The organism is Paenibacillus sp. FSL R7-0345 (assembly GCF_038595055.1).
In the GTDB taxonomy this organism is placed as follows: domain Bacteria; phylum Bacillota; class Bacilli; order Paenibacillales; family Paenibacillaceae; genus Paenibacillus_AQ.
In genome coordinates, this window is the sequence record NZ_CP152002.1 from 386,021 (window position 1) to 411,282 (window position 25,262).

Sequence of the window (25,262 nt, forward strand, 5' to 3'; positions counted from 1 at the left end):
ACCGAGACGTCCAACCCATTTCAGATGCCGGTTGATTCCCTATTTTCAATGGCAGCCCGGATTAATAAAAAGCGTTCCTTCCTTTTTGTCAGCAAGGTGCTGGGCAAGCATATCCCGGTCAATCCTTATACTCCGCTGCTCAGCGGCGCGGTGCTGGGGCTGCTGTTATACCGTGAAATGGGCGGGGAGGGTGCCGGAATCCTAATGGACAAGCTGCTGGATCAGGCGGTGCATGGCCTGATTCATCCGCAGCATGCTGAGGAGGCTTACCGTGAGCTGCTGGCCGCCCGGCTTACGCTTCCGCATCCGGTTGTCTTTATCGGCTTTGCAGAAACCGCTACGGCCTTGGGCCACAGTATGTACAATATTTTCGCCGGCGGAGCGTCATATATTCATACTACCCGTGAGGATATACCGGACCTTGCTTCGGTAATCAGCTTTGAGGAGGAGCACTCCCATGCGGTGGATCATCTGTGTTATGCACTCCGCCCGGAAATGCTGTCTGGTAGTGAACCGGTAATTCTGGTCGATGACGAGATTACAACGGGCAATACAGCGATCAATATCATCCGTGATATTCAGGCTAAATTTCCGCGCAGAGAGTATGTGGTAGCTTCGCTGCTGGACTGGAGAAGCCCTGCCAATATTCAGGCCTACCGCGATTTGGAGCGGGAGCTGGACATTGAGATCACTGCATTGTCGCTGCTGCAAGGGAACATCGAGGTAAACGGGGTACCGCTGCTGGGTGCGGATGCCGGCAAGGACGGGAACGATACAAACGATGGAGTACCAGTGGTAACTACTTATGTGACAGACGGCCTGGATCGGCTTAAGGTCAGCTCTGCTGATTCTTGCGGAGAGATCAATACTTCCCCTTATCTGAAGCTCAGCGGGCGTTTCGGCCTTGATTCAGGTGATAATGCAGCCATTGACCGGGAGGTTGCCGCAGTGGCGGTACAGCTCCGTTCGCTGCGTGAAGGCAGCCGTACGCTGGTAATGGGTGTCGGCGAGTTTATGTACCTGCCGATGCGGATTGCGGCGGAAATGGGGGAGGGGGTAAGCTACCAGTCCTCCACCCGCAGCCCGATTCATCCGCAGCACAGGCCCGACTACGCTGTGCACAGTGCAGCAGGATACCCGTCAGCCGGTGATCCGGCAATCACTAACTATATTTATAATGTCGAGTATGGCCGGTACGATGATATTTTTGTCCTGCTTGAACGTGATGTGCCTGTGCAGCGTATTAAGCCGATGACTGATATACTGAGGGGGCTGGCTAGAAGCAAGGTGCATCTGATTGTACTTGCCCCCCGGCAGGAAGCGGAGGGAGCGGCAGATGATGGAAACTGATATTAGAAGCTTCATGTCTGGCCCGAGAATAGCTCCACCCGTTCCTCTGGGCAGCTATCCTCCGTCTGATGTTACTTTTCTGCTGAAGGATCTCAGCGATGTGTCACTGGAGCTGGGGACGGCTGAGCGGGAGAAGGCCATTCAATCCGGAGTGAGCTATTCAGAGATGCTGCCGGTGGAGTATCAGCCTACCGAGCAGTACATAAGGCTGTTCCGGGAGACGCTGGAGGAATCCGCAGCCAAGGTGGCGCTGGCCGTCGCCGTTGTCTCGGAACGGATTGTTGCCAGCCGGGGAACGGAAGGCACCGTGCTCGTTTCCCTCGCAAGAGCCGGTACACCGGTTGGCGTGCTGATCCGCCGGTACATTGCTGAAACGTACGGGACAGAGCTGCCCCACTACAGTGTATCCATTATCCGTGGTAAAGGACTGGATATAAACGCGATCCGCTATATCCTGCAGCAGCGCGGTACGGATGCCAAGCTGCAGTTCGTAGACGGCTGGACAGGCAAAGGTGCAATTACCAGGGTGCTGTCCGAATCCTGTGCAGACTTTTACAGCAAGTACGGGATCAGGCTCAGCGATGATCTGGCTGTGTTGGCTGACCCCGGACACTGCTCAGGAACCTTCGGAACCAGAGAAGATTATCTGATTCCCAGTGCCTGCCTTAACTCTACAGTTTCAGGCCTGTTAAGCCGCACAGTGCAGCGGGATGATCTGACCGGTCCTGAAGATTTTCACGGAGCAAAATTCTATAAGGAATGGCTGGATAACGACTATTCCAATGTCTTCATAGATGCAATTACACCTTATTTTACTTCTGTCAGGGAAGTGGCGGTTGCCGCTGCCGAGGAGATGCAGGCTTCGCCGCCTGACATCACATGGCGTGGGATGAACGATATTGAGTCCCTACAGGCACATTTCGGAATCGACAACATCAATTTGATCAAGCCGGGTGTGGGTGAAACGACCCGGGTGCTGCTGCGCAGAGTACCCTGGAAAATTATTGTCGATACTAAAGACAACCCGAATCTGCGCCACATTCTGCTGCTTGCGGCAGAGCGGAACGTTCCGGTTGAGGAATACCCGGGACTGGCCTATTCCTGCTGCGGAATCATCAAGCCGCTAAAGGGAGGGGAGACAGCATGATCTATGCCAGTGATCTGGACCGCACACTGATATATTCGCTCGGTGCGCTCGGTGTACCCGAGGATACTCCCGGGCTTGTGCCAGCGGAGATTATTGAGGGAGTAACAAGATCTTACATTTCCCTCAGCGCGCTGGAACTGCTGCAGGAGCTTACGAAGGACATTATTTTTATGCCGGTGACCACCCGCACCATTGCGGAGTACAAGCGGATTAACCTGTTTCAGGAGACGCTGATTCCTGATTACGCGGTTACAAGCAACGGCGGCAATATTCTCGTTAATGGCGTGGTTGACCAGGAGTGGCGCAGCCATATCGGCAGGCTGGTCATCCGGCATTCGGCTGAAGCAGAGGAAGTGCGGCAGATTGTCCGGTCTGTAGTCCGTGAAGAATGGATTATCAGCGAGCGGTACTGTGACGAGCTGTTTTACACCTATATGGTGTACCGTGACCTCCTTCCGCTGGATGAGATTAATCATATGTCCGCGCGTCTGCACGGGCTGGGCTGGAGAGTATCCCTGCAGGGCCGGAAGCTGTATGTGGTGCCTGAGGCTGTTAACAAAAGTGATGCCATCATCCATGTGCGGCGCACAGTCCGCTCAGAGCCGATGGTAGCCTCTGGTGATTCGCTGCTGGACAAAAGCCTGCTGGAAAGTGCCGACTACGCTATCGCCCCCTGCCACGGAGAAATATTTGCCGAGCAGCAGGTGACTCAAGTAAAATTAAAGTATCCGTTTACGGAATGCAGAGGCGTCTTTGCAGGGGATGAAATTATGCGTTATGTGCAGAAGATATATCATAATTTATCGACATTGGGAGTTGGGCCGCAATGAAAAAGGTAAATATTTATTTTAACCGCTGGTTTTCCGTGGCTTATCATTATATGAATCTCATCCGCAACAATGAGGATGGCGTGCCGGTGCAGGTTTTTGCCACCCATCCCGATATTAAGCACATGTCGCTCCAGGGCGCTGATATCGCCGGAACGGAACCTGAGGTTACAGGCATCGAGTATGTTCAGTTCTGCGTGGACTTCTGCCGCCGCAATGAGATTGATATTTTTATTCCCCGTCTGCACATGATGGATATCGCCCTGCATGCAGCGCAGTTTGATGCAATCGGCACGAAGGTGCTGGTCTGCCGTGATCTGGACCTGCTGGAAATGATGCTGGATAAGGGCAAGTTCTATGAAAAGGTTAAGGAAACGGGGATTATGGAAATTCCCGAGTACCATGTAGCCAGCACTGCGGAGCAATTCAAGGCAGCGTATGAAGACCTGGTTGCCAAGGGACTCCGGGTCTGCTTCAAGCCGACCGAGACGGAAGGGGGCCTCGGCTTCCGGATTATCAACAACAGCCGCAGCCCGCTGCAGGAGCTGTTCGGTTATGTGACCCAGCATATTTCCTTTGACGATGCTTACCGTATTTTGTCCAGTGTGGATTCCTTCCCGGAGCTTATGGTAATGGAACTGCTTGAAGGCTACGAATACAGTATTGATTGTCTCGCCGATGCAGACGGCAGGCTGCTGGCTGCGGTTCCCCGGCGCAAGGATACCGGACGCCTGCGGGTAATGGAGCATATTCCGGAGCTGGAGCATATTGCCCGCCGGGTAGCGGAGACGTTCAAGATTCCGTTCAACTATAACATTCAGATGAAGTATGGCGGCGGCGTTCCCAAGCTGCTGGAGATTAACCCCCGGATGTCGGGCGGCCTGCATGTCTCCTGTCTGTCAGGTATTAACTTTCCTTATCTGGCTGTCAAAAGCGCACTCGGCGGCCAAGTTGAGCCTGTCCAGTTTGGAGAGGACGTGCTTGCAAGCCATATTGAGCAGCCGATGATTATGAAAATCTTCGCTGAATCCACCATTCCTGATGCTGTGAATTAAGCGAAATGCAGCAAGCCTGCAAGAGGTGATGAGATGAACACAAAGTCTAAAGTGTTGCTGTACGCGGCGGCCGGCTATGTTGTGGCTGTGCTGACCAGCAGCTTTTTACCGGAGCTGGTCTCGCTGCTGCTGCCGGTAGCGGGTGCCGGAGCCGGCCTGATGGGCGGCAAGCGCACGCGGATTAATCTGCCGGCGGAGGTGCTTCCGGCCAGTCAGGTGCAATCAGCGGCTGGCCCGGACCCGGTGTCCGAGCCGGCACGTCCTGCAGCAGGGAGCGCACCCGGAGCCGGAGCCGCACCGGCGGCTGCGCCGGGAAGAGTACCTGCTGAACCTGCTGTCCAGGGAGAGTTCGCGGCAGTTGTAGAGTATCTTGTCATTCTGGAAGATATGATTATTTCGGAAGGGCAGAAGGATACACTGGACAATGAGATCGTCGAGAAATCTCTGGCGCTCTTCGCCAGAGTACAGCGTGTGATTCCGCTGCTGCAGGAGCTGGGCAACGGTGAAATTAATCATACGGTCCGCAGACTGGTGATGAAGGACCTGAACGGGGTCATCAACCCGTTTCTGCGGCTCGGCGGCGAAGCCAAAACGAAAAACCGGAGAATGCTGCTGAACGGTCTGCGGGATGTCGATTCCAAAATATCGGAAATCGCTTCTACGATCGAGCATAAAGACCTGATGGAACTTCAGACCAAGGCGGAACTGATTCATCAACGGTACAGCAGTTCCGAATTATAGGAGGGAAACCCATGTCCACGCAGTTAATTCAGCTCAAGAAAGAGGATGAGCAGAAGGTAGTCGAGGAAGCCTCGCAGTTAATTGAACAGGTAGCCAAGACCGATACCGTCGCCCTTGACACTTTGATGGATGATATCGGCAAGCTGGGGGTTAAGACACAGGAGAAGGCCGGGCAGACCCTGAAGCTGCTGGACCGTCCGGTCAATGACCTTATGTCAGGCAAGCGTGTTGAAGTACCGAACATGATTATGAAGCTGCGCAATGAGTGCGAGAATCTGCAGCAGAGCAAGAACGTCAGCTTTTTCGGAAAAATGCTCCGCAAGAGCCCGCTGAAAAACTATGTATATAAGTACCAGTCTGTACGCACGAATATTGATGCCATCGTGACCGGCCTGCGCGACGGCCGTGATACGCTTGAAGAGAGCATCGTCAACATGCGCCAGCTGAAGCGCACTTCAATGGAGGAAATCTACAATCTGCAAACCAAGATCGCCTTCGGCAACAAGCTGAAGGAGCTGTTCGAGGTGGAGATTGCCAAGCCTGAGAACGAGTTCCGCAAGGCTTATCTGGAACGCGGCCTGCGCAAGGTGATGGTCCGCATCCAGTCGATGACCGAGATGATTCTGCTCTATAACCAGGCGATTGCCGCTACAGATATTATTAATGACAACAATGACAAGCTGATTGATTCGGTTAACAACGCCATTGATAAAACCTCAAATCTGATCACCGTCTCTGCAATGATTGCCATGTCGCTGGCTGATCAGGAAAATGTCATTTCTGCGGTTGAAGCGACGAACAAGACGATTGAGGATCAGTTCAAAGAGAATGCGCGGCTGCTGCGCACCACAACCGAGAAGACCACAGAGCTGCTGTCCAAGCCGTCGATGTCACTAGAAGCAGTTAATCAGGCGATCGGCGATCTGCTGAGTGCACTGGATACTTCCGAGCAGTCCAACCGCCGGATTATCGAGAGCTGCCAGGATTACACATCGAAGATGACGACGATCAATACGCAGCTTAACAACCGTCTTGGCTTGAACGAAGCCTCCCAGCCGCAGGCACTGAAGCAGGCGGAGAATGACAGCCGGCTCAGCAGCTTTTTGAATTAACGTCTGTAAGAACGCGATATCGTTACAATGAGGTCCGCCGGGATGACCAGCGGGCTTTTGAAAATATCAGAAGGTGTAAACTTGCAGATCTATACAGATCTGATATTTCTCGCAGAAACGGTTGTCGCCTTTTAAGGACGGGGAAGCCGTTTCTACTTGATACCGCTCATAATCCCCCTTTTCCCGGCATAAGTTCTTACGGAGAAACGGGGGTCAGCGGATGATACTGGGATGTTTAATACTGGTGATGATCGTCGTTGCCAGCAGCAATAAGGCAGAGTCTGTAGCCGGGCTGGATGAACCGGAGGGTGACGGCAGGCGAAGCAGGGGGGCTTTTTACCGGAGGACAGAACATTTATTGTGGTTTCATGGTTCAAGTCATTTCCAGCGGTTTATTGGGTATAATAACCCGGGGCTGTAAACAGCCGGGATAACTGCTGAAAATACAAGCTTATGCGGAGGTCATATGGAGAACGAGGCACTGCTGCAGGTTGAAAAATTGGCACTCAAGAAACAGAAAATTTTTGATCAAAGTGTACTGCGTTATATTGCCAGGGCGATGCTGGCCAGTATGTTCATCGGCTTCGGGGTTATTGTAGCCTTCAAAACAGGAAACTTCTTCTATATGGAGCATTCACCGATGACCTATCCGATGGCCGCCATTACCTTTGGTGCTGCGATCATTCTGATTTCCTACGGCGGCGGGGACTTGTTTACCGGGGATACCTTTTACTACTCGTATGCTGCCCTGAGAAAAAAGCTGCAATGGACCAAGGTTGTCCGCATGTGGGTAATCAGCTATATCGGGAATATTCTTGGCGCGTCTGCCTTTGCACTGCTGATTTTTTTGACGGGACTGTATGATGATTCGAATGTTAACAGTTTTCTGCTGAATGTCGTAGCCCATAAAATGGAGGCACCGGCGCTTCAGCTGTTCTTCAGGGCCATTCTGTGTAACTGGCTGGTCTGTCTGGCGTTCTTTGTGCCGATGTCCATGAAGCATGACGGGGCCAAAATGTTCGCAATGATGCTGTTTGTCTTCTGCTTCTTTATTTCCGGTTATGAACATAGTATTGCTAATATGTGTACTTTTGCGATAGCGCTAGTGCTGGATCACCCTGGTACGATTTCTTGGGGTGGTGTAGTGCACAATCTGGTGCCGGTTACTCTCGGTAATCTGATCGGCGGCGGTGTGCTGATGGGTGTTATGTACTATTATGTGAATAAGCCGTTTCTGGACAAGGACCCTGGGGACTTGCACTAGTATCTCGTAATATCAAAAGACTCTGCTCCTGTTATCGGAGTAAAGTCTTTTTTTTGCGGTCTATAACACTGAGCAAAAAGCCCCCGCGCTTACACAAGCAGCGTGAGGGCATTTATTATGATTTTACCACTTGGAGCCGCCGGAATTGCGGCCTGATTTGCCGCCGCCCCCCCCGCCCCAGGAAGAGCCGCCGGAGGAACGGCCGCCACCGCCGCCCCAGGAGGAGCCGCCCGAGGAACGTCCGCCGCCGCCGAAGCCGCCGGACGAAGGCGGGCCGGACATCCGGTTGCGGGCCTGCTCTCTGCGCTGGCGCTCCATCATCATCGCGAGCTGTGCCTGCCGCTCCGCTTCCTCCTTCTGGCGGACGAGCCGGTTCGCTTCTTCGACGAAGGAGGAGATCTGGGAGGCATAGGAACGGCTCAGCGTCTCCAGTTCATCCAGATTGTACGGGCGTGCGGCCAGCCGGGACTCAAGCTGCCCGTATTCCGGCAGCAGGCTGGCCTGGAATCGGCTGTGCCCGCCAAGCCCTCTGCTCTCCAGCAGCCGCCGGGCCGAGTCCGCCCGGCCCAAGCCCTCCTGGAAGAGCCGTCTCACGCCTTCCAGCCGTTCGTTCAGCTCATCCAGGCTTTGCGCGACACTGCTGAACTGCCGGGCGGTCTCTTCCTGCAGTGTGAGCAGGCGGTCGAGTCCGCTGCGCGCATTGTCGTACTCCCCGCGCTCGTCACTGGTCCACGTCTCGAGCTGCGGCACCTCAGCGGCGCCCTGGCGCAGCCGGGCGCCGCTGGAATCCAGCACCTCGGCGAGGCTGGCGAGATGCTGCTCGGCGAACCGGGTGCGGGCTTCAGCCAGCCGGCTCTGCAGCTCATTACGCCGCTGGGTCAGACCGCTCCAGCCGCTGCGAAGGGTCTCCAGATCATGCCGGTTACTCTGGCGGATCTGTGCCTGCCTTTCCGTCATGGCAACCGCCTCCTGGAGAAGCATATCCATGGATGCGGCAATGCTGCGTACCTGATCCATATCTCCGCTGCGCAGCGGCGCCTGCAGGGTCTCCGCTGCAGAGCGGGCCTGATCAAGATTGTCGTAAGGCTTAACCTTCATATTGTGCAGGGAATTCTGTTCAATGATTCCGGCAATCTTCGTCCGGGCCGCAGAAAGAACACCCGGGAAGCCCTGAAGCTTATCATCGTAGACGTCTACATCGCGCAAATCCTGCTCGATCCGTTCCTGCTGCGCCTGTGCTTCTTCTGTAATATTTTGAGCGGCGATCGGGTCAAACAGCTCAAGCTGATCCGCTTTCGCCGTTGCTTCAGCCAGCTCTTTCAGATCCTCGGCAATTTCCTGCAGCTCATAGCCGGTGTCTTTAACTGCATCCTGCAGCTGGCTGCCGAGCTCAGGAGCATCATTCTTCAGCTCGGTGATCTGCTGCTTCACATTGCGGTCGGCATCACTGATGACGGCAATCTGCCGCTCCTCTTCTTCGAGCCGGGTGCGGAAGATGGTCGTGGTCTGCTCTGCCTGGCTGATTGCCGATTTGAGCGCAGACAGCTGATAGACCGCCGGTAGCGGGCTGCGGCCTGTGCCTTGCAGCGCTGAAATTTCTACCAGCTGGGCGTCCAGCCGTTTAGAAATGCCTGCAACCATCTCGCCTGTCTTACCCTGCACGATGCCCTGAAACGGCTGCAGTGTCTCAGTTGCCCGGTTCGTTCTTACGAGCAAATCACCCAGCTGATCCTGAAGCACGCTGAGCTGTTTACGGCGGCGCTGGCCGGTGATCAGCACATACAGCACCAGCGCCAGCAGTGCAGCACCGGCAGCAATTGCCCCGACGGTCAGCAGCGGAAGACCGGAGCTTGCACTATCTGAGCCGCTAACCCCGCCTGCGCTGCCCGAACCTCCTGAGCCGCTAACTCCGCTGCCCGAGCCGCCTGTGCTCCCCGAACCGGCCCCGCCGCCCTGCTTACTGCTGAGGGACTGCAGCTCTGTAATCAGTGCGCTGATTCCACCCGCAAAATCACCCTCTCGGGCAGAGGGGATGAAATACGCATCAACAATTCCGGTAATCGCGGCGCTGCCCGTTCCCCCGCCCCGGCTCTGCGACCAGGCGTTAATGGCATTCTGCAGTGAGCTGTTGATGAAATTAAGCTCAACCTGCTGGTCGCCTGCAGAGATCAGCAGCAGTATATCTTGAGCGGACAAGCTCCAGCTGTCATATACATCGCTTGCAAAATCGGTGGCATCCGCGCCGCTCAGTGAGTCTATAGTTAATACGTGAAAGGTATAGCGTCCGTCTGCGGCGGTCCCGGCAATTGCTGCTGCCTCCTGTGAGGAGAGCATTCCGGCTTCATCGGTAACTAATCCCTGCTGTGCGGGGAGTCCGGCAGCCTGAACTCCGGTGATCCACAGTACGCTGAGGATCAGAAAAAGAGACATTATTTTTTTCAATGTGAGCACACTCCGTTCAAAGGGACTATGGCCCGGTTTATTATTGTGATTATACCCTATTACGCAGGTGAAATCCCAACGGTGCAGTACCGGACAACTTTCAGCAGCATATTTATCGCCATCCGCGAAGCCGGATAGACAAAAAAACCGCACTCCCCTAAACGGGAATGCGGTAATTGGCGTGTCTGCTATCTGGTTTGCAGGCAGAGTATATATTGCAGGCGGGATTTGATTTCCTTTTGCCATTTCAGGTCTCCGACTTTTACGGCAAGATTGAGCAGATCCAGATAATCGTCAACCTGTAATGCTGTCCGGGTAGTGGCTGCGTTCATGGGTGTTCAGTCTCCTTTGGCTTTCAATATAGTGAAGTGGATGAATGTTTATTTTTTCAATAATGATAATCATTATCATTGATTATTGTTATTATCCACATTTTGCTCTCAAAAAGCAATATAAAATTATAGGGTCTGCCTTTTTTTCTTGAAAAACAGTCCCAAACATGAACTGAGTTGCACATTTTATCACATTTAAAGAAGGAATGAGCAGGAACCCTACCATATTTTGTCGAATGAAACTGGATACGAAAGTCTTATGCTGATTTTTTGGGAAGAAGGAGAATTGCAATGAAGCGGTGTAAACTTTTGCTTCTGATTGGCATCTTGCTGATGCTGGCACCGCCTGCTGCCGCTCACGCTGAAAGACAGGATATTAAGTACCAGGCAGAACTGGATTACCCGCCTCTCAAGTACATCCAGAACGGTTATCTGACCGGCTTTGATATTGACCTGACGAGCCTGATTTTTGAGAAGCAGGAGTATCTGATTCACTACAGCACCGGAGACTGGGAGCAGACCTACAAACTGCTGACCGGCGGGCAGATCGACACAACCGGACTTATGGCTGTGACTGAGCAGCGGAAGAAGGATACTCTGTTCTCCACCCCAGTATTCAAAAGTTACATCTCCATCTATTCGCGGCAGGCACTTAAAGACAGGGTGACGGTGGATACGCTGGAACGTTACAAGATTGGTGTAGGCAAAAGCCAATATACTGCAGCTGTGCTGCAGAGCAAGGCAGGCGTTGCAAATTACATAGAATACCCGACTGTACCCGCTGCACTGGAAGCTCTCGTAAAAGGTGAAATTGACCTGCTGTTTGAAAATCAGGGGGTTGTCGACTACCTGATTGTTGAGCGGGGACTGACCGGCAATATTATCCGTAAAATGAGTAATTTATACCCGGTGGATGTGGCTTACGGCGTTAGCACCTCGTCTCCGGAGCTTGTCCCGTATATTAATGCAAGACTGGAACGGCTGCAGCGTTCAGGGGCGTTTGAAGAATTATATCAGCAGTATTTTTTCACCCATTCCGCCGGTTATACTGCGATGATTAATGACCGGATTATTTTTGGGATCGTTATCGGGCTCTCTGTGCTGCTTTTCGGCGTTGTATCCATCAGAATGTACATCCGGCGGCTGAGACGGACGATTCACTCCGAGCAGGAGTTTTTTGTGGATGTGATTGAGCATACCGGGATGATTGTGTGGGCTGTTGCCAGGGATAAGCGGGTCATACGCTTCAACCGGTTCGCGGAGAAGATGACCGGGCTGAAGGAACAGGATGTGCTTGGCAAAAAGCTCGACGAGCTTCCCGGGCTGGACGGCGATGTCTCGCTGCTCCACGATCTGCTGATCAGGGCGCTTTATCAGGATTTTGTCAATAATGTAGAGCTGAAGCTGCCTGAGCACTCGCCGGAGGCGCGGTATTTCTCGATCCGGACCACGCTGATCAAAGGGATGGACGCCCAGGATGAGGATGTCTATCTGCTGGTCGGACTGGATATCGATGACTGCAAGCAGAATGAGCTGAAGCTGCAGCTTAGCTATGAGGAACTGGAGTCCACCTATGAGGAACTGACGGCGACGGAAACGGAGCTGCAGGAGCAGTTATACAGGCTGAGCGTGAGTGAGCGCCGGCTCCGCCTGACCTCTGAAGGCTCCGGAGCCTATATGTGGGAGCTGGACTGGAAGACCGGGTTCTACAAGCTGTCGGAACGCTGGTACGAGGTCATGGGGTACACGGAGGATGAGATTAACGGGATGGAAAACGGAGTGCTCAGCATTATTCATCCGGATGACCGGGAACAAGCCGACAAGGCGAGACAGGAGCACTTTAGCGGGCAGACTCCGGTTTATGAGACCGAATACCGCATGCGGACCAAAGACAATCACTATATCTGGTTTGAAGTTAGAGGCAAGTCCATTGTTGACCCTGCGGATAACCTCAAGCTGTTCAACGGCTCGCTGATTGATATCAGCAGGCGCAAGCAGGCGGAATTCAAGCTGAGTAACAGCTATCAGGAGCTGGAAGCGACGTATGAACAGCTTACAGCGACACAGCAGGAGCTTGTGGAGCAATACGACATGCTGCTGGAGAATCAGAAGAACATGCACAGGCTGGCCTATATGGATTCACTCAGCAATCTGCCGAACCGGGTTTCCCTTCTGGAGGCGATGGAAAATTATTTCCGCCGGCCGGGCGGCAAAGCAGCGCTGATGTTCGTTGACACGGACAATTTTAAATATATCAATGATACACTGGGCCATAAATCCGGCGATATTCTGATCCGCAAGGCAAGTGAACGGCTGATGTCGCTTGTCCAGGATAAAGCAATGCTCTCCAGGCTCGGCGGTGATGAGTTTGTCGTCTTTATCGAGAATGCTGAAGACCGTGAAGCGGTGCTTACGCTGGCAGAGGATATTATGCGGGCTTTCCGCAGACCATTCCTGATCGGGGAGAGCAACCTGTATGTATCGGTCAGTATTGGTATTTCCTTTTACCCCGAGGACGGGGAGACGACAGAGGAAATTCTCAAGAATGCCGATGTGGCGATGTACCGGGCCAAGGAGGAAGGCAAGGGAACCTACGTTATCTATGACAAGTCGATGCACACTGCATTTAATGAACGGATGCATATTGAAAAGCATCTGCGCAGCGCAATGAACAATAATGAATTTGAGCTGCACTATCAGCCGCAGGCGGATATCAAGACTGGCCGGATAACCGGCTTCGAAGCCCTGATCCGCTGGAACAGTCCGGTGCTCGGGTTCGTGTCTCCACTCTCCTTCATCAAGGTTGCCGAGGATTCCAGGCTGATCATTTATATCGGGGAATGGGTTCTGCGGGAAGCCTGCAGCTTTATGAAAAGCATTCATGAGCGCACCGGCCGGCTCTATAAAATATCCGTTAATATTTCTATTATCCAGCTGCTGCAGGATGACTTTGTAGATATAGTGCTGGATAGCCTGGAGAAAAGCGGGCTCGCGCCAAGCTGTCTGGAGCTGGAGATTACCGAATCCATTTTCATGGAGTCGTTCGAGAGTACAGTCAGCAAGCTGGAGTTCCTCAAGTCGCGCGGTATCCGGATTGCCCTTGATGATTTCGGGACCGGCTATTCTTCACTGAGCTATCTGCAGCAGCTGCCCATTTCTACGCTCAAGATGGACAAAATCTTTATTGATTCCCTCGCCGATCAGGCTTACAGTGCATCCTTTGTCCAGACCATTATTGTACTTGGTCATAAAATGGGGCTGGATGTGGTGGCTGAAGGGGTAGAGGATGCCAGCCAGCTGACGTTCCTCAATGAATCGGGCTGTGATAAGGTCCAGGGCTACCTGATCAGCAGACCGGTGCCGCCGCGCGGGGTATGGGAGCTTCTGGAGCTGCAGAAGCCGGAATGATTGCTCCCGCCGCGGTTAAAGAGAATAAAACGGATCTGCGTACTGTACGCAGATCCGTTTTGCTGTAAAACAGACATAAATTATTGCAGAACAATCCGGTTTTTACCCGTTTTTTTGGCTTCGTACAAGGCGTCATCCGCCTGCTGAAAGGTAGAGCTCTTCGTGTCACGTACCGAGAATTCATGCATTCCGATACTCACGGTTACAGACCCGCCGTTCATTTCCTCAATCGGCATAGCGGCTATGCCGGTCAGAATCCGCTCCATAATCTCCCTTGCCTCCTGCAGCTCCTTGGCGGTCAGAATGACTACGAACTCCTCTCCGCCGTAACGGGCAGCAAAGTCATCGGTGCCGATATGCTTCAGAACTACAGCGGCTACCTGCTTGAGGACAATATCCCCTACCCAGTGTCCGAACTGATCGTTCACTTTTTTGAAATTATCGATATCCAAAACAGCCAGCTGCATCGGAAAAGGGTTGCTCTGCTGATGATCAATCAGCCAGCCCAGGTATTCGTGAAACGTCTTGTGATTGTACAAATCAGTCAGCGGATCAATCTTCGACAGCCGGTCCATAATGATGTTCTGGATGCGCAGATCCTGCTCTGACTTCGCGGATTCCTCAAGCGACTGCATGAGGTCGCGACCGCGGCCGATAACCCCGAATCCGGCCAGTGCAGTACCGGCGAAAATCAGTGCAATCATAATGTGCTGAATCCGCAGCGTATATTCGTACTCCGGCGTATTTATAAACAGCATAACGATGTAGAGCAGACAAATCAGCGAAGATGCCTTCATATAGCTGCTCTTGAGGTAGATCATCGATACAAGCAGGGGAAGCAGCATAATGAGCGGCTTGACCTCATATTCGGCAGTTAAGTTAGTGATAATCAGGATGGCATAGAGATGACTGGCGACAACAATCGAGAATTCCGAGAACACCGTTTTCCACCTGTAGATTGCCTCCAGAATGAGAATCAGGACAAGAATGAAGGAATCGGGAATCAGCACATGGATGACAAAATAATGTCTGTCTGTAAATTCAGGTCTATGGCCCCACATGGATAGTGAGATGAAAAGCTGACTTGCCAAATATACCAGGAGAACCATCCAAAAGGTATTGAGGAGTACCCGGTTCCAGTAGCTTTGGCGAGGAGTTGGCGGCGGGATGTGCATAGATATTTCCTCATTTCCAGTGGCAATATAACTATATATTCGACAAATATCCCTCTGATCCTCCCATTTGCCGTGAACAATATAATGTTCGTGTTTTAGTGATTTTATTATTAATTATATCCTTATAAATTTGTATATATAATTAAAACACGAATTATTTAAGGACAACACTCTTGACACATTCGTCTCATTTCTGTAGAATTCCTATTGGCTCATAAAATAAATTGAAGCTGTTCGTATATCCCCGGAGATAAGGTTTGGGGGTTTCTACAGGGAACCGTAAATTCCTGGCTACGAATAGGATGCATTTTGCATACCTATGAAGAGCCGGGATTTTTTGTGTGTTGCGCTATCATATCGCAGAAACGGCGGCTGAGAAGTCAGCGTTTCTTCCTGGGAGGAACAAGAGAACAGATGAGTAAATATGATGTGATTGTTGTAGGTGCCGGCCCGGCCGGAATATTTGCCTGTTATGAACTGACCCTCAAGGCCCCTGAATTGAAAATATTGCTTGTAGATAAAGGCCATGACATTTACCGCCGCAGCTGTCCGATCCTGGAGGAGAAAATCAAGCTCTGTCCGCCTGCCGCCGGCCGCAAGGAGTTCGCCGGCTGTCTGCCGGCCTGCTCCATTACTGCCGGGTTCGGAGGCGCCGGAGCTTACAGTGACGGCAAATTTAATATCACAACTGAATTCGGCGGCTGGATGACCGACTATCTGGCACCTTCAAAGGTGCTGGAGCTGATCGAATATGTGGATGCCATCAACCTGGAGCATGGTGCAACTCCGGCTATTACCGATCCGACAACGGACAGTATCCGCAGTATTGAGCAGCGCGGGTATGCCGCCGGTCTTAAGCTGCTGCGGGCGCAGGTCCGGCATTTGGGTACTGAGCAGAACCTGGAGATTCTTAAATCCATATATGAATATTTAAAGACACGGATTGAAATGCAGTTTAAGACTGAGGTACAGGACATTATCACTGTCAAGGAGAACGGAGCCCACCGGATTACGGGGATAACGCTCAAGAACGGTGATATCCACGAAGCAGATCATGTCATGATTGCCCCGGGCCGTGACGGCTCCGCCTGGCTGACTGAGGTGCTGAAGAAGCGCCGGCTCAAAATGTACAACAATCAGGTCGACGTGGGTGTCAGAGTTGAAACGTCCGATGTGGTGATGCGCGAGATTAACGAGCATTTGTATGAAGGCAAATTTGTGTTTAATACATCGGTCGGTACCCGTGTCCGGACCTTTTGCAGCAATCCGTCCGGCCATGTGGTCGTAGAAAATCACAGCGGGGTCATGGCGGCCAACGGTCACTCTTATAAGGATCCGGCGCTTGGCTCCAAGAATACGAACTTTGCCCTGCTGGTGTCGCATACCTTTACAGAGCCGTTTGATAAGCCTAACGAGTATGCCCGGGAAATCTGCAAGCGGGCGAATGACCTCTCTAACGGCGGTGTAATTGTCCAGAAATACGGCGATATCCTGCGCGGGCGCCGTTCTACGGAGACCCGGATTAAGGAAGGGTTCCTCGAGCCGACACTAAAAGAAGCAGTTCCCGGTGACCTGGGCCTCGTCCTGCCTTACATTACCATGAAAAGCCTGATTGAAATGGTCGAGGCACTGGAAAAGGTAACCCCGGGCATTGCCTCTGAGCACACATTGTTCTATGGCGTAGAGGCGAAATTCTATTCGGCCCGGCCGAAGCTGACAGAGCAGCTGGAAACAGAAATTTCCGGACTCTACTGCGGCGGAGACGGGGCAGGCATTACCCGCGGACTGGCCCAGGCAGGCGCTGCAGGGGTATGGATTGCCCGCGGCATGCTGGAGCGTGTCGCGGCTTACATGTAACATGTACTATCAGGCTGTCTTTTTGCAAAGCTATTGCAGAAGGACAGCTTTTTTTTTATTAAAATTACTTCCTTTATTTAACTACACTGATATAATGTTAGAATACATAACATAATAGAGTGGAGTGGAAGTACAAATGCGAGTTCACCGGGGTAAAAATGTTCTGGTCGGTCTGCTGTTACTGGCCGTGGGTCTATACGGGTTATGGATAGACATTCATTGGCTGCATAAGCTGGTATATCTGGTGCTGATGGCGGCGCTTGGCGGGCTCGCATGGAATACATACTGCAGAGAAAGGTATAGAGACGGACTGCTTGAAGAAGCGCGGGATCAGGTTGAGGGGCTAGGCAATGAGATCGTGGTTACCTCAGACAGGCTCTACGGTGCGCTTGAAGAGATCAGCCGGCATACTGAAGGCCTGCAGCAGACAGCAGATTATTCACATGCTTACGAGGTGGACCTGCAGATCCGCAGCAATGAGGCGAAGGCGAATCTGGAAGGCGCTTTCTCGACGATGGGCGGTGTAGCTGAAATGACCACGCATATCAAGGCCTTAACGGAGCGGCTGGGAACAGGTATGCTGGATGCGCGCCAGCGAACAGCGGAAATGGTCCACTCGTTAGAGAGTACCGATGAGGTTATGGCTGAGCTGCAGGAGAGAAGCGGGGACATGCAGGATAAGTTCACTGCACTCAGCAGTCACATTGCCATGGTCGAGGAAATTAACTCCTTAATTGTAGGGATTGTTAATGAGACCTCGCTGCTGGCGCTGAACGCTTCGATCGAAGCGGCGAGGGCCGGAGAGCAGGGGCGCGGGTTCGCCGTGGTGGCGGCCCGGATCAGGCAGCTGGCAGATCAGAGCAGAAGCTCGGTGGAACGCTCGTCAGAGGTGCTGCAGGATATCAATAACGGTGTCCGGCAGGTATTGGAATCTGTGACTAAGGAGCAGAAGGCCGTTTCCCATGGTGTACAAGAGGTAGCTACGGTAAAGCTACGGTTGTCCGATGTATCGGCGAGAATTGAAGAGGTCGGGGCTGCCGTTACGGATACCGTTAATGCGGCTTCCAGACAGGGCGGATTAATTGAGGCAGCAACAAGTGAGCTGCGTGGTGCTGTCGGCATCGTGAATGAGACTATTGCCGGAGTGGACCTGACTCTGGAGCAGGTGACCCGGCAGCGGTCACAGATCGGCCAGCTTAATGAGATCAGCGCCAGTCTGCTGAGTGAATCGCAGGCTCTACAGCAGTCCGTGAGCCGGATTGCCGGACACGGAGCTGCTGACACAGGCCGTTACACAGCCCGGCTGCAGGAAATGCAAAGCCTGCTGCAGGAGCTTGCTGCCAGACAGGAGCTGGTTGAGACGGATACGGCAAGCCATGGCAGTGTGCTGACTGCCTGTATGAACAAAGTGCCCGAGGTGCAGGCTATCTGGTCCAACCGGACGGACGGCACATTTATTTTCTCCGAGCCGGCTGCCGGGCTGATGAATGCAAAACGCCGGGATTGGTACAACGGGGCGATAAATGAAGGCGAATATGTCTCCTCACCGTATGTCTCAGCGATTACCAAACGTTCCTGCATTACCTTGTCCAGGGCAATCAAGAATACCCGGGGAGAGACAGTTGGTGTAGTCGGGATTGATCTGGCGGTATAAGGAAGTATCGGGGACAGTTACGTGAGTGGCCGTTCTTGCCGGCAGGTGCGTCAAAAAACAGGTATGAAAGGTATAATAGCAGCAGCCGGCCCTGGTTGATGGGCCGGCTGCTTTTTGCATCAAAGAGTAAGGAACTGCATGGAAGCTGCTAACTCCCGGCTGCTTTAACAACCTGCAGCAGAGGCCAGACCGCCCGCCAGTTCTTTTTGGCTACCCGCTGCTCATACACGCTTTGAAGCTGAGGGGTAGCCGTGAAAAATGGAGACGGCCGGACGACCAGCCCGATAGCATCCCTGATCCCATGAGGTGCGGATAAGCGCAGACCGTCTTGCGGGGTCAAGGCCAGTCCAAGCGCAGTTGCGGTTTCCGGGAAATGTGCCATTCCATCCGTAGAGGAAGTATATGGCGCCAGGCCGTTAATAACATGCATTCTGGCCTGGTTTTTTACGGACCAGGGGACGGAACTGTCTATTTCCCGCAGCCGGGCTTCCCGGATCTTTTCGGTTTCCTCACGCAGATCATCCGGGTCGAAATAGATTACGTCTACATCGGCAAGCGGTGTCTTGCTGCTGAAGCCGTGCTGGAGATCCCACACCTTGGACCGCACAAATCCGGCGCAGACCCAGCAGTCCGGCAGCCCGAGAGTGCTCACGGCAGCCAAAATATCCATCATCCAGGGGTCTTCTTTTACAGCCTGCAATAAATCCTGCTCATTATTAATACGCAAATGAAAGGAACCTCCTTAACTTGATTCAGCCGGACAAGGAGCCGGCAGGCTCATAGCAGTAATCCTTTTATTATAAGACTTGAGAGGGGCGGCGGATATGCTGAAAGCGGCGATGTCAAATTGCTAACAGGAAGGGGCACACTCTATAATGTACCTTTAGATTGACCATTGGAGGCGTGATTGTGCATTATAACCTGACGATTCTGCTGCAGCTGTTTGAGCGGGCGGCGCTGCTGCTGATGTGCCTGTTCGTGCTGACCCGGCTGCCGCGGTTTAAGGAGATTTTTATTAAAGGAGCGTATGCTCCGCAAGAGCTGGCTATGGTGACCGTAGTGTTTAGCCTGTTTGCCATTATGGGGACTTATACCGGGATTAATGTGGAAGGTTCTCTTGTGAACGTGCGGATTATTGCCATCGTAGCCGGCGGTATTCTTTTTGGACCCTGGGTAGGTATGATTACCGGGCTGATCTCCGGCGTACACCGGTTTCTAATTGATATCGGCGGTGTGACTTCGGTGCCCTGCCTGATTACAAGTATTACAGCAGGGGTTGTATCCGGTGTGATCTACCGCCGCACTTCGCCTGAGAAACGCTGGATTGCCGGCATTTTGGCTGGAATGGTCTGTGAAGCATTGACGATGGTACTGATTCTATTGATGGCGAATCCGGCTTCACTTGGGGCGGAGATCGTGTCGAAGATTGCTTTTCCGATGATAGCCGGTCAGATTTGTGTCGGGTTTATTGTCATGCTCGTGCAGAGCGTGGAAGGGGAGAAGGAACGGATTGCCGCTAAACAGTCCAAGCTGGCGCTGGATATCGCGAACAAGACGCTGCCGTATTTCCGCAACATCAATCCCCAGTCGCTGCGGATCATTTGCGAGATTATTAAGGAGGATATCGGGGCTGATGCGGTTGCGATTACCGATACCGGCCACATCCGTGCTTATGTCGGTGTTGGTGAGGAATATTATACCGAGACGGACGACATCATCAGTGAAGAGACGAAGCAGACCATCAGCAGCGGGGAAATCACGATCCGTGATGATGATACAGAATATATGAACCGGGCGATTCGCTCGCTGATTATTATTCCTTTGAAGGAAAAGGGTGAGGTGACGGGGGCACTGAAGATTTATTACACCAAAGCCCACAAAATCACCTATTCCCTGCAGGCGATGGCTGTCGGTCTCTCCCAGATTATATCCACACTGATGGAGGTGTCGCGGGTCGAAGGGATCAAGGAGATGGCCAATAAGGCCGAGCTGAAGGCGCTGCAGACCAGCATCAACCCCCACTTTCTCTTTAACGCGCTGAATGCGATTGCCTCCTCCATCCGAATCGATCCAAGCAAGGCACGGGAGCTGATCGTCAATCTGTCAGGCTATATGCGCTACAATCTGGAGCTGACTGACGAATTCATCGACATCCGGCGTGAGCTGCAGCAGGTTCAGCAGTATGTGGAGATCGAAAAGGCACGGTTCGGCAGCCGTCTGGCGGTGGAGTATGAGATCGACGAGGTGGAGGTGCGTATTCCGAGCCTGATCATTCAGCCGCTTGTAGAGAACGCGATTGTTCATGGCATCCTGAAGATAAGAGGCCAGGGTACAGTAACGATTTCGGTAAAAGACTTGGGGAGTGCCGTGCGGGTTGGCATCACCGATACCGGGGCGGGCATCAGCGAAGAAACGATTGAGCGGGTCTATAGCGGCAGCATGCCGGATAACAAAATCGGACTATACAATGTGCACCAGCGGGTGAAACTGATTTACGGCCAGGGGCTGACCATTCACAGGCTGAAGCAAGGGACGGAAATTTATTTTGATGTCAGAAAGGAGCGGCAATGAGAGCGATAATCGTAGAGGATGAAGTGCTGGCCAGGCAGGAGCTGGCTTTTTTGATTGGAGCACACAGCAGCATACGGATTGCCGCTGAGTTTGAGGACGGGCTGGATGCGCTGAAGTACCTGCAGACCGAGGAGGTGGATGTGCTCTTTTTGGATATCAATATTCCGTCAATTGACGGGGTGCTGCTGGCCCAGAATATCAGCCGGTTCTCTGTTAAACCCTATATCGTATTTATCACCGCCTACAAGGAGCATGCCGCCGAGGCATTTGAGATCGAAGCCTTTGATTATATTCTGAAGCCCTACAGTGAAACGCGGATCAAGGCCATGCTGCGCAAGCTGGAAGGAGCGTATGCCGCACGCGGGCGTCAAAGTGAAGAAGAGCCGGTGAAGCTGAGCGACAAGGTGAATTTGTGGAAAAATGAGAAGATTATCGTCGTCGATGCCGACGAAATCTATTATGCTTCGGCGCAGGAGAAGACTACGAGCGTGATCACCAAGGGGGAGGAGTACAGTATGGCACTCAGCATCAGCGAGTTTCACAGCCGGCTGCCGCAGGACCGCTTTTTCCGCTGTCACCGTTCGTATCTCGTGAATCTGTCCAAAATTAAGGAGATCATCCCCTGGTTCAACAATACTTACCTGCTGCGGCTGCGCGATCTGGACTTTGAAGTGCCGGTCAGCCGGAGTAAAGTGAAGGAATTCAGGCAGATCATGCGCATCTAGCGGCCGTTCATTCCCCGTTACTGTCATCTCATTCCGGATTTCGCTCAAGAAAGCGCTATTTCGCTACAATAAAGAGGCAAAGAAGACCTCGCAGCGACTTCAGAGAGAAAGAAGGAATAGTTCATGACTACAACCATGCCAGGACATAAAAAATGGCTCATCGTGCTGGGTACAGTAATTATGCAGATGGGTCTGGGGACAATCTACACCTGGAGCCTGTTCAATGCTCAGCTCGTCAACAAGTTCGGATGGGAGCTCAGCTCTGTTTCGATAACTTTTTCCATTACCAGCTTTGCCCTGGCCTTCGCGACGCTGTTCGCGGGGAAACTGCAGGACCGGTTCGGCCTCCGCAGACTGACCGCTTCCGCCGGGATTATGCTGGGTCTAGGTCTGATCCTGAGCTCGCAGGCCAGCTCCCTGCCGATGTTCTACCTGTTGGCCGGGCTAGTAGTGGGTTATGCGGATGGTACGGCGTATATAACCTCGCTGTCCAACCTGATTAAATGGTTTCCCAAGAATAAGGGCCTAATCTCCGGCGTGTCTGTCGGCGCATATGGTACAGGCAGTCTGGTCTTCAAATATATCAACGGCAGCCTGATTGAGTCTCAAGGAGTATCCGGCGCTTTTCTATACTGGGGCATCATCGTTATGATTATGGTCGTCATCGGCTCGATGCTGGTGAGAGAGGCTCCAGTTCCGGCTCCGGCTGTGGCACAGGCGGTCTCCGGCAGAACTTCTGCCGCAGGCGGTACAGTGATTCCAGCCAAAGACTATACGGTAAAAGAAATGCTGCGCACCAAGGAAGCTTATCTGCTGTTCGTCATCTTTTTCACGGCCTGTATGAGCGGTCTTTACCTGATCGGTATCGTCAAGGATATCGGCATGACGCTGGCTGGTCTGGATGTGGCGGCTGCGGCTAATGCGGTAGCGATGATTGCCATCTTCAATACGGCCGGACGCCTGATTCTCGGCGCATTGTCCGACCGGATGAGCCGGCTGAAGCTGCTCAGCATCACCCTGGCAGTGACTGCTGCAGCGATGTTTACCCTCAGCTATGCTACCTTGAATTACGGGCTATTCTTCACTTGTGTAGCAGCCATTGCATTCTGTTTCGGTGGCAACATTACCGTGTTCCCGGCCATCGTCAGTGATTTCTTCGGGCTGAAGAATCACAGCAAAAACTACGGTGTGATCTATCAGGGCTTCGGAATCGGCGCATTGTCTGGTTCGTTCATCGCGGCGCTGCTCGGCGGGTTCAAGCCTACCTTCATCATCATCGGGCTGCTGTGCGTCCTGGCCTGCCTCATCGCAGTGTCCCTGAAAGCGCCGGGACAAAAGCAGGAAAGAGAAAAGGGAATGAGCCTGAAGCCTTCACGGCCTACGGCTTGACCATATATATCATCATGTCGGCTTAAGAAGGATACACAAAGAGAAGGCTGCCCTTTTATGGAGCAGCCGGTTAAAGAGCTATCCGCTTCCCGTTCAGGGGGCGGATGGCTCTTTTTTTTGAATGAATAAAAAGGAATCCAGGGCCGCCAGGCGGAACGGTATAAATTGAAGAAAGCAATGGGCGGAAAAATAAATTCGCAGAACAGGCACTTTTTGGGAGCGGCCAAGTGTTATAGAGATATACATGGAAGGAGGTGCTGGCAACGTCACAGGAGCATTTGCACGATAAGGAGCAGGTGGAGGCTGTAGTCGCGCAGGTCCAGCTGGGCAACAGGGAAATCTATGCCTGGATCGTCGGACAGTTTCAGCAGCCGTTGTACCGTTACTGCTGCCGTATGCTGGGTAATCAGCAGGATGCTGAGGATGCAGTGCAGGATATTTTGGTTAAAGCCTACCAGTCTATCGGGAAGTACAGGCAGGAGGTCAGCTTTTCCGCCTGGCTGTACCGGATTGCGGGCAATCATTGTCTGAATCTGCTGCGCCGGCGGCGGATGCAGGAGCGTATCCTGCGCCTGTTCCGGCCGGAGACGGTGAGCGAAAGTGCGGAGCAGCGAATGGAAGCGCGGATATTCAGTCCGGATCTGGGCGCGGCACTCGCGTTATTGTCACCGGAGGAACGGAATATTCTGGTGCTGCGGGTTTTTGAGGAGTTGACCTTTCAGGAGATGGGTCAGATTCTCGGCAGCAGTCCAAATGCGCTGCATAAGCGGATGGAACGCATTAAGCGAAAGGTCAGGAATACGATGAAGACAGAGGAGGGGATCTCTTGGAACGAGCCGGAATCCATAGCGGGTACCAAGATATAAAAGCAGCCGCAGTCCATGAGGAGCTGCTGCCGGGCATTAATGTGACTGATCAGGTCATGGCGCGCATACGGGAAATAGAGCCTGTACGGAGACGCAGCGGAATCCGGTTTGCCGGCAAAACAGCCGCAACCTCAGGGATGCTTGTTGTAACACTGCTGATTGCAGCATCAGCTTATGCAGCCTCGGAGTATATTCAGATCCGCAACAAGGCGGGAGAGGTTAAGATACAGCATTTTGTTAACACAGAAACAGAAGAAGAATGGTTAGCGAAGGGGGTATCCTCTTACTCTAAGTATGAGCAGAAGCTGATGAATTTTGCTAAGCCAGGTGAGCAGCTTGTGTATTTTGTTAGAGGAGAACCCATCTCTGAGGGTACAGGAAGACTGCTGCAGTTTGCATATAAGGAGGAGCGGATCACGGCGTATGCTGCTTTTCTTAGTCAGATGAAGGCGAAGAGCTCACCTTTGATTTTGCCGGAGACAGCCGGAGGGTACGATTTTAAGTACGGCGAAGTATGGCCCCTATATCCTGCCAAGGATGTGACAGATTACGACCCGGTCTATCAGCAGGCACTGGATGAATTGATCGGAGAGGCCAAAAAGGATAAAACGCGCAATTTATTTATGAAGGTAATGCCCTGGACCGAAACCGGATCGCTGAGTGTGCAATATAGGAAGGGCGGGGCATACATCAATCTCTCAGCTTTTATGATGAACGGCGGCAACATGACGGTTCCCCAGAAGCCTGCGGATAAAGCGGAGAAAATCAACGTAGGGGGCAGGGAGGTCATCTACAATTATATCGATTACCAGCCGAAATCATTCTTTTTCCTGACCTGGTACAATGAGCCGAAGGACGCGTATGTTCAGCTGAGCTCCTGGGGCGACCGGGTGCTTACGAAGGAGCAGCTGCTTGAGCTGGCCGGGGAGCTGATTAAGGGCGGGTTGTAGTGGGAGAGTTGAGCGGTTTGCAGGGCTGTGAAAAGAAAAGGATGGTAAGGGTAACCTGGTTCCGCTTGCGGCGGGCCGGGTTATTTGAATGAGTCGCCGGAGGTCTGTGCGGCAGCGGGGATATAGCTGGTACGCAGGTAGGGCGTTGACGGTTGATGAAGGAGCAGGTTGGAGTGGCCTCCCCGGGATTGGCTGCCGACGGGTGGAACGGGGTAGTTCAAAGGGAAAAATCCCTTTGAATGGGCTCATGGAGAGAAGAGTGAAGAAGAGTAGAAAAGGAGGCAGGAACATTGGAATGTTCCTGCCTCCTTTTGTTATATAGTGTGTAACTGCCGGTCTGTTTAGAGAGCGTTCAGTTATGATGAACAAACAAGTTAGTCTACCGTTGAGCTGAAGC

20 protein-coding genes and 1 riboswitch are annotated in these 25,262 nt (G+C 52.7%); of the genes, 16 read left to right on the forward strand and 4 right to left on the reverse strand.

Going from position 1 to position 25,262, the window contains the following annotated elements:
• Nucleotides 1-48 precede the first annotated feature (48 nt).
• From NST84_RS01680 to NST84_RS01715, 8 genes are all read left to right on the forward strand, one after another.
• On the forward strand, nucleotides 49-1,350 hold the full coding sequence (locus NST84_RS01680; protein ID WP_342566321.1) for a phosphoribosyltransferase family protein: 1,302 nt from the start codon (nucleotides 49-51) through the stop codon (nucleotides 1,348-1,350).
• A complete protein-coding gene (locus tag NST84_RS01685) occupies nucleotides 1,340-2,497 on the forward strand; it encodes a cysteine protease StiP family protein (RefSeq protein WP_342563947.1) in 1,158 nt (385 codons plus the stop codon). The genes NST84_RS01680 and NST84_RS01685 overlap by 11 nt, the downstream gene beginning before the upstream one ends.
• Nucleotides 2,494-3,327: an HAD family hydrolase gene (locus NST84_RS01690; RefSeq protein ID WP_342563948.1), complete on the forward strand. Its 834-nt coding sequence runs from the start codon at nucleotides 2,494-2,496 to the stop codon at nucleotides 3,325-3,327. The genes NST84_RS01685 and NST84_RS01690 overlap by 4 nt, the downstream gene beginning before the upstream one ends.
• Nucleotides 3,324-4,379 carry an ATP-grasp domain-containing protein gene (locus tag NST84_RS01695; protein ID WP_342563949.1) on the forward strand — a complete coding sequence of 352 codons (1,056 nt, stop codon included), beginning with the start codon at nucleotides 3,324-3,326 and terminating at the stop codon, nucleotides 4,377-4,379. The genes NST84_RS01690 and NST84_RS01695 overlap by 4 nt, the downstream gene beginning before the upstream one ends.
• Nucleotides 4,380-4,412: 33 nt before the next feature.
• Nucleotides 4,413-5,120, forward strand: coding sequence for a hypothetical protein (locus NST84_RS01700; RefSeq protein WP_342563950.1), 708 nt, complete (start codon nucleotides 4,413-4,415; stop codon nucleotides 5,118-5,120).
• Between the two features lie 11 nt (nucleotides 5,121-5,131).
• Nucleotides 5,132-6,232 carry a toxic anion resistance protein gene (locus NST84_RS01705; RefSeq protein ID WP_342563951.1) on the forward strand — a complete coding sequence of 367 codons (1,101 nt, stop codon included), beginning with the start codon at nucleotides 5,132-5,134 and terminating at the stop codon, nucleotides 6,230-6,232.
• 244 nt (nucleotides 6,233-6,476) lie between these two features.
• Nucleotides 6,477-6,653: a hypothetical protein gene (locus NST84_RS01710; protein ID WP_342563952.1), complete on the forward strand. Its 177-nt coding sequence runs from the start codon at nucleotides 6,477-6,479 to the stop codon at nucleotides 6,651-6,653.
• A gap of 45 nt (nucleotides 6,654-6,698) precedes the next feature.
• A complete protein-coding gene (locus NST84_RS01715; protein WP_342563953.1) occupies nucleotides 6,699-7,496 on the forward strand; it encodes a formate/nitrite transporter family protein in 798 nt (265 codons plus the stop codon).
• Between the two features lie 123 nt (nucleotides 7,497-7,619).
• Here NST84_RS01715 and NST84_RS01720 read toward each other — a convergent pair whose 3' ends face one another.
• Nucleotides 7,620-9,926, reverse strand: coding sequence for a TPM domain-containing protein (locus tag NST84_RS01720; RefSeq protein WP_342563954.1), 2,307 nt, complete (start codon nucleotides 9,924-9,926; stop codon nucleotides 7,620-7,622).
• A 200-nt stretch (nucleotides 9,927-10,126) separates the two neighbouring features.
• On the reverse strand, nucleotides 10,127-10,270 hold the full coding sequence (locus NST84_RS01725) for a hypothetical protein (protein WP_167336675.1): 144 nt from the start codon (nucleotides 10,268-10,270) through the stop codon (nucleotides 10,127-10,129).
• A 291-nt stretch (nucleotides 10,271-10,561) separates the two neighbouring features.
• Between NST84_RS01725 and NST84_RS01730 the strand changes: the two genes are divergently transcribed.
• Nucleotides 10,562-13,678, forward strand: coding sequence for an EAL domain-containing protein (locus NST84_RS01730; RefSeq protein ID WP_342563955.1), 3,117 nt, complete (start codon nucleotides 10,562-10,564; stop codon nucleotides 13,676-13,678).
• An 80-nt stretch (nucleotides 13,679-13,758) separates the two neighbouring features.
• Here NST84_RS01730 and NST84_RS01735 read toward each other — a convergent pair whose 3' ends face one another.
• Nucleotides 13,759-14,739, reverse strand: coding sequence for a GGDEF domain-containing protein (locus NST84_RS01735; RefSeq protein WP_342563956.1), 981 nt, complete (start codon nucleotides 14,737-14,739; stop codon nucleotides 13,759-13,761).
• A 328-nt stretch (nucleotides 14,740-15,067) separates the two neighbouring features.
• Nucleotides 15,068-15,167: riboswitch (purine riboswitch) on the forward strand.
• A gap of 100 nt (nucleotides 15,168-15,267) precedes the next feature.
• On the opposite strand from NST84_RS01735, the gene NST84_RS01740 reads away from it, so the two are divergent.
• Both NST84_RS01740 and NST84_RS01745 read left to right on the forward strand, forming a co-directional pair.
• A complete protein-coding gene (locus tag NST84_RS01740; RefSeq protein WP_342563957.1) occupies nucleotides 15,268-16,710 on the forward strand; it encodes an NAD(P)/FAD-dependent oxidoreductase in 1,443 nt (480 codons plus the stop codon).
• Nucleotides 16,711-16,846: 136 nt separating this feature from the next.
• Nucleotides 16,847-18,364 carry a methyl-accepting chemotaxis protein gene (locus NST84_RS01745; protein WP_342563958.1) on the forward strand — a complete coding sequence of 506 codons (1,518 nt, stop codon included), beginning with the start codon at nucleotides 16,847-16,849 and terminating at the stop codon, nucleotides 18,362-18,364.
• 148 nt (nucleotides 18,365-18,512) lie between these two features.
• On the opposite strand, the gene NST84_RS01750 is transcribed toward NST84_RS01745, so the two are convergent.
• The gene (locus NST84_RS01750) at nucleotides 18,513-19,091 is read right to left on the reverse strand and encodes a nucleotidyltransferase family protein (protein WP_342563959.1); all 579 of its coding nucleotides are present in this window, start codon (nucleotides 19,089-19,091) and stop codon (nucleotides 18,513-18,515) included.
• A gap of 182 nt (nucleotides 19,092-19,273) precedes the next feature.
• Between NST84_RS01750 and NST84_RS01755 the strand changes: the two genes are divergently transcribed.
• The 5 genes from NST84_RS01755 to NST84_RS01775 all read left to right on the forward strand — a co-directional run bounded on the left by NST84_RS01755 (nucleotide 19,274) and on the right by NST84_RS01775 (nucleotide 24,865).
• On the forward strand, nucleotides 19,274-20,935 hold the full coding sequence (locus NST84_RS01755; RefSeq protein ID WP_342566322.1) for a sensor histidine kinase: 1,662 nt from the start codon (nucleotides 19,274-19,276) through the stop codon (nucleotides 20,933-20,935).
• Entirely contained in the window at nucleotides 20,932-21,660 is a 729-nt protein-coding gene (locus tag NST84_RS01760) for a LytTR family DNA-binding domain-containing protein (protein ID WP_342563960.1), read from the forward strand. The genes NST84_RS01755 and NST84_RS01760 overlap by 4 nt, the downstream gene beginning before the upstream one ends.
• Before the next feature lie 123 nt (nucleotides 21,661-21,783).
• The gene (locus tag NST84_RS01765) at nucleotides 21,784-23,049 is read left to right on the forward strand and encodes an OFA family MFS transporter (RefSeq protein WP_342563961.1); all 1,266 of its coding nucleotides are present in this window, start codon (nucleotides 21,784-21,786) and stop codon (nucleotides 23,047-23,049) included.
• A 254-nt stretch (nucleotides 23,050-23,303) separates the two neighbouring features.
• Entirely contained in the window at nucleotides 23,304-23,915 is a 612-nt protein-coding gene (locus NST84_RS01770; RefSeq protein ID WP_342563962.1) for a sigma-70 family RNA polymerase sigma factor, read from the forward strand.
• A complete protein-coding gene (locus tag NST84_RS01775; protein WP_342563963.1) occupies nucleotides 23,876-24,865 on the forward strand; it encodes a hypothetical protein in 990 nt (329 codons plus the stop codon). Before NST84_RS01770 ends, NST84_RS01775 begins: the two co-directional genes overlap by 40 nt.
• Nucleotides 24,866-25,262: the final 397 nt, after the last annotated feature.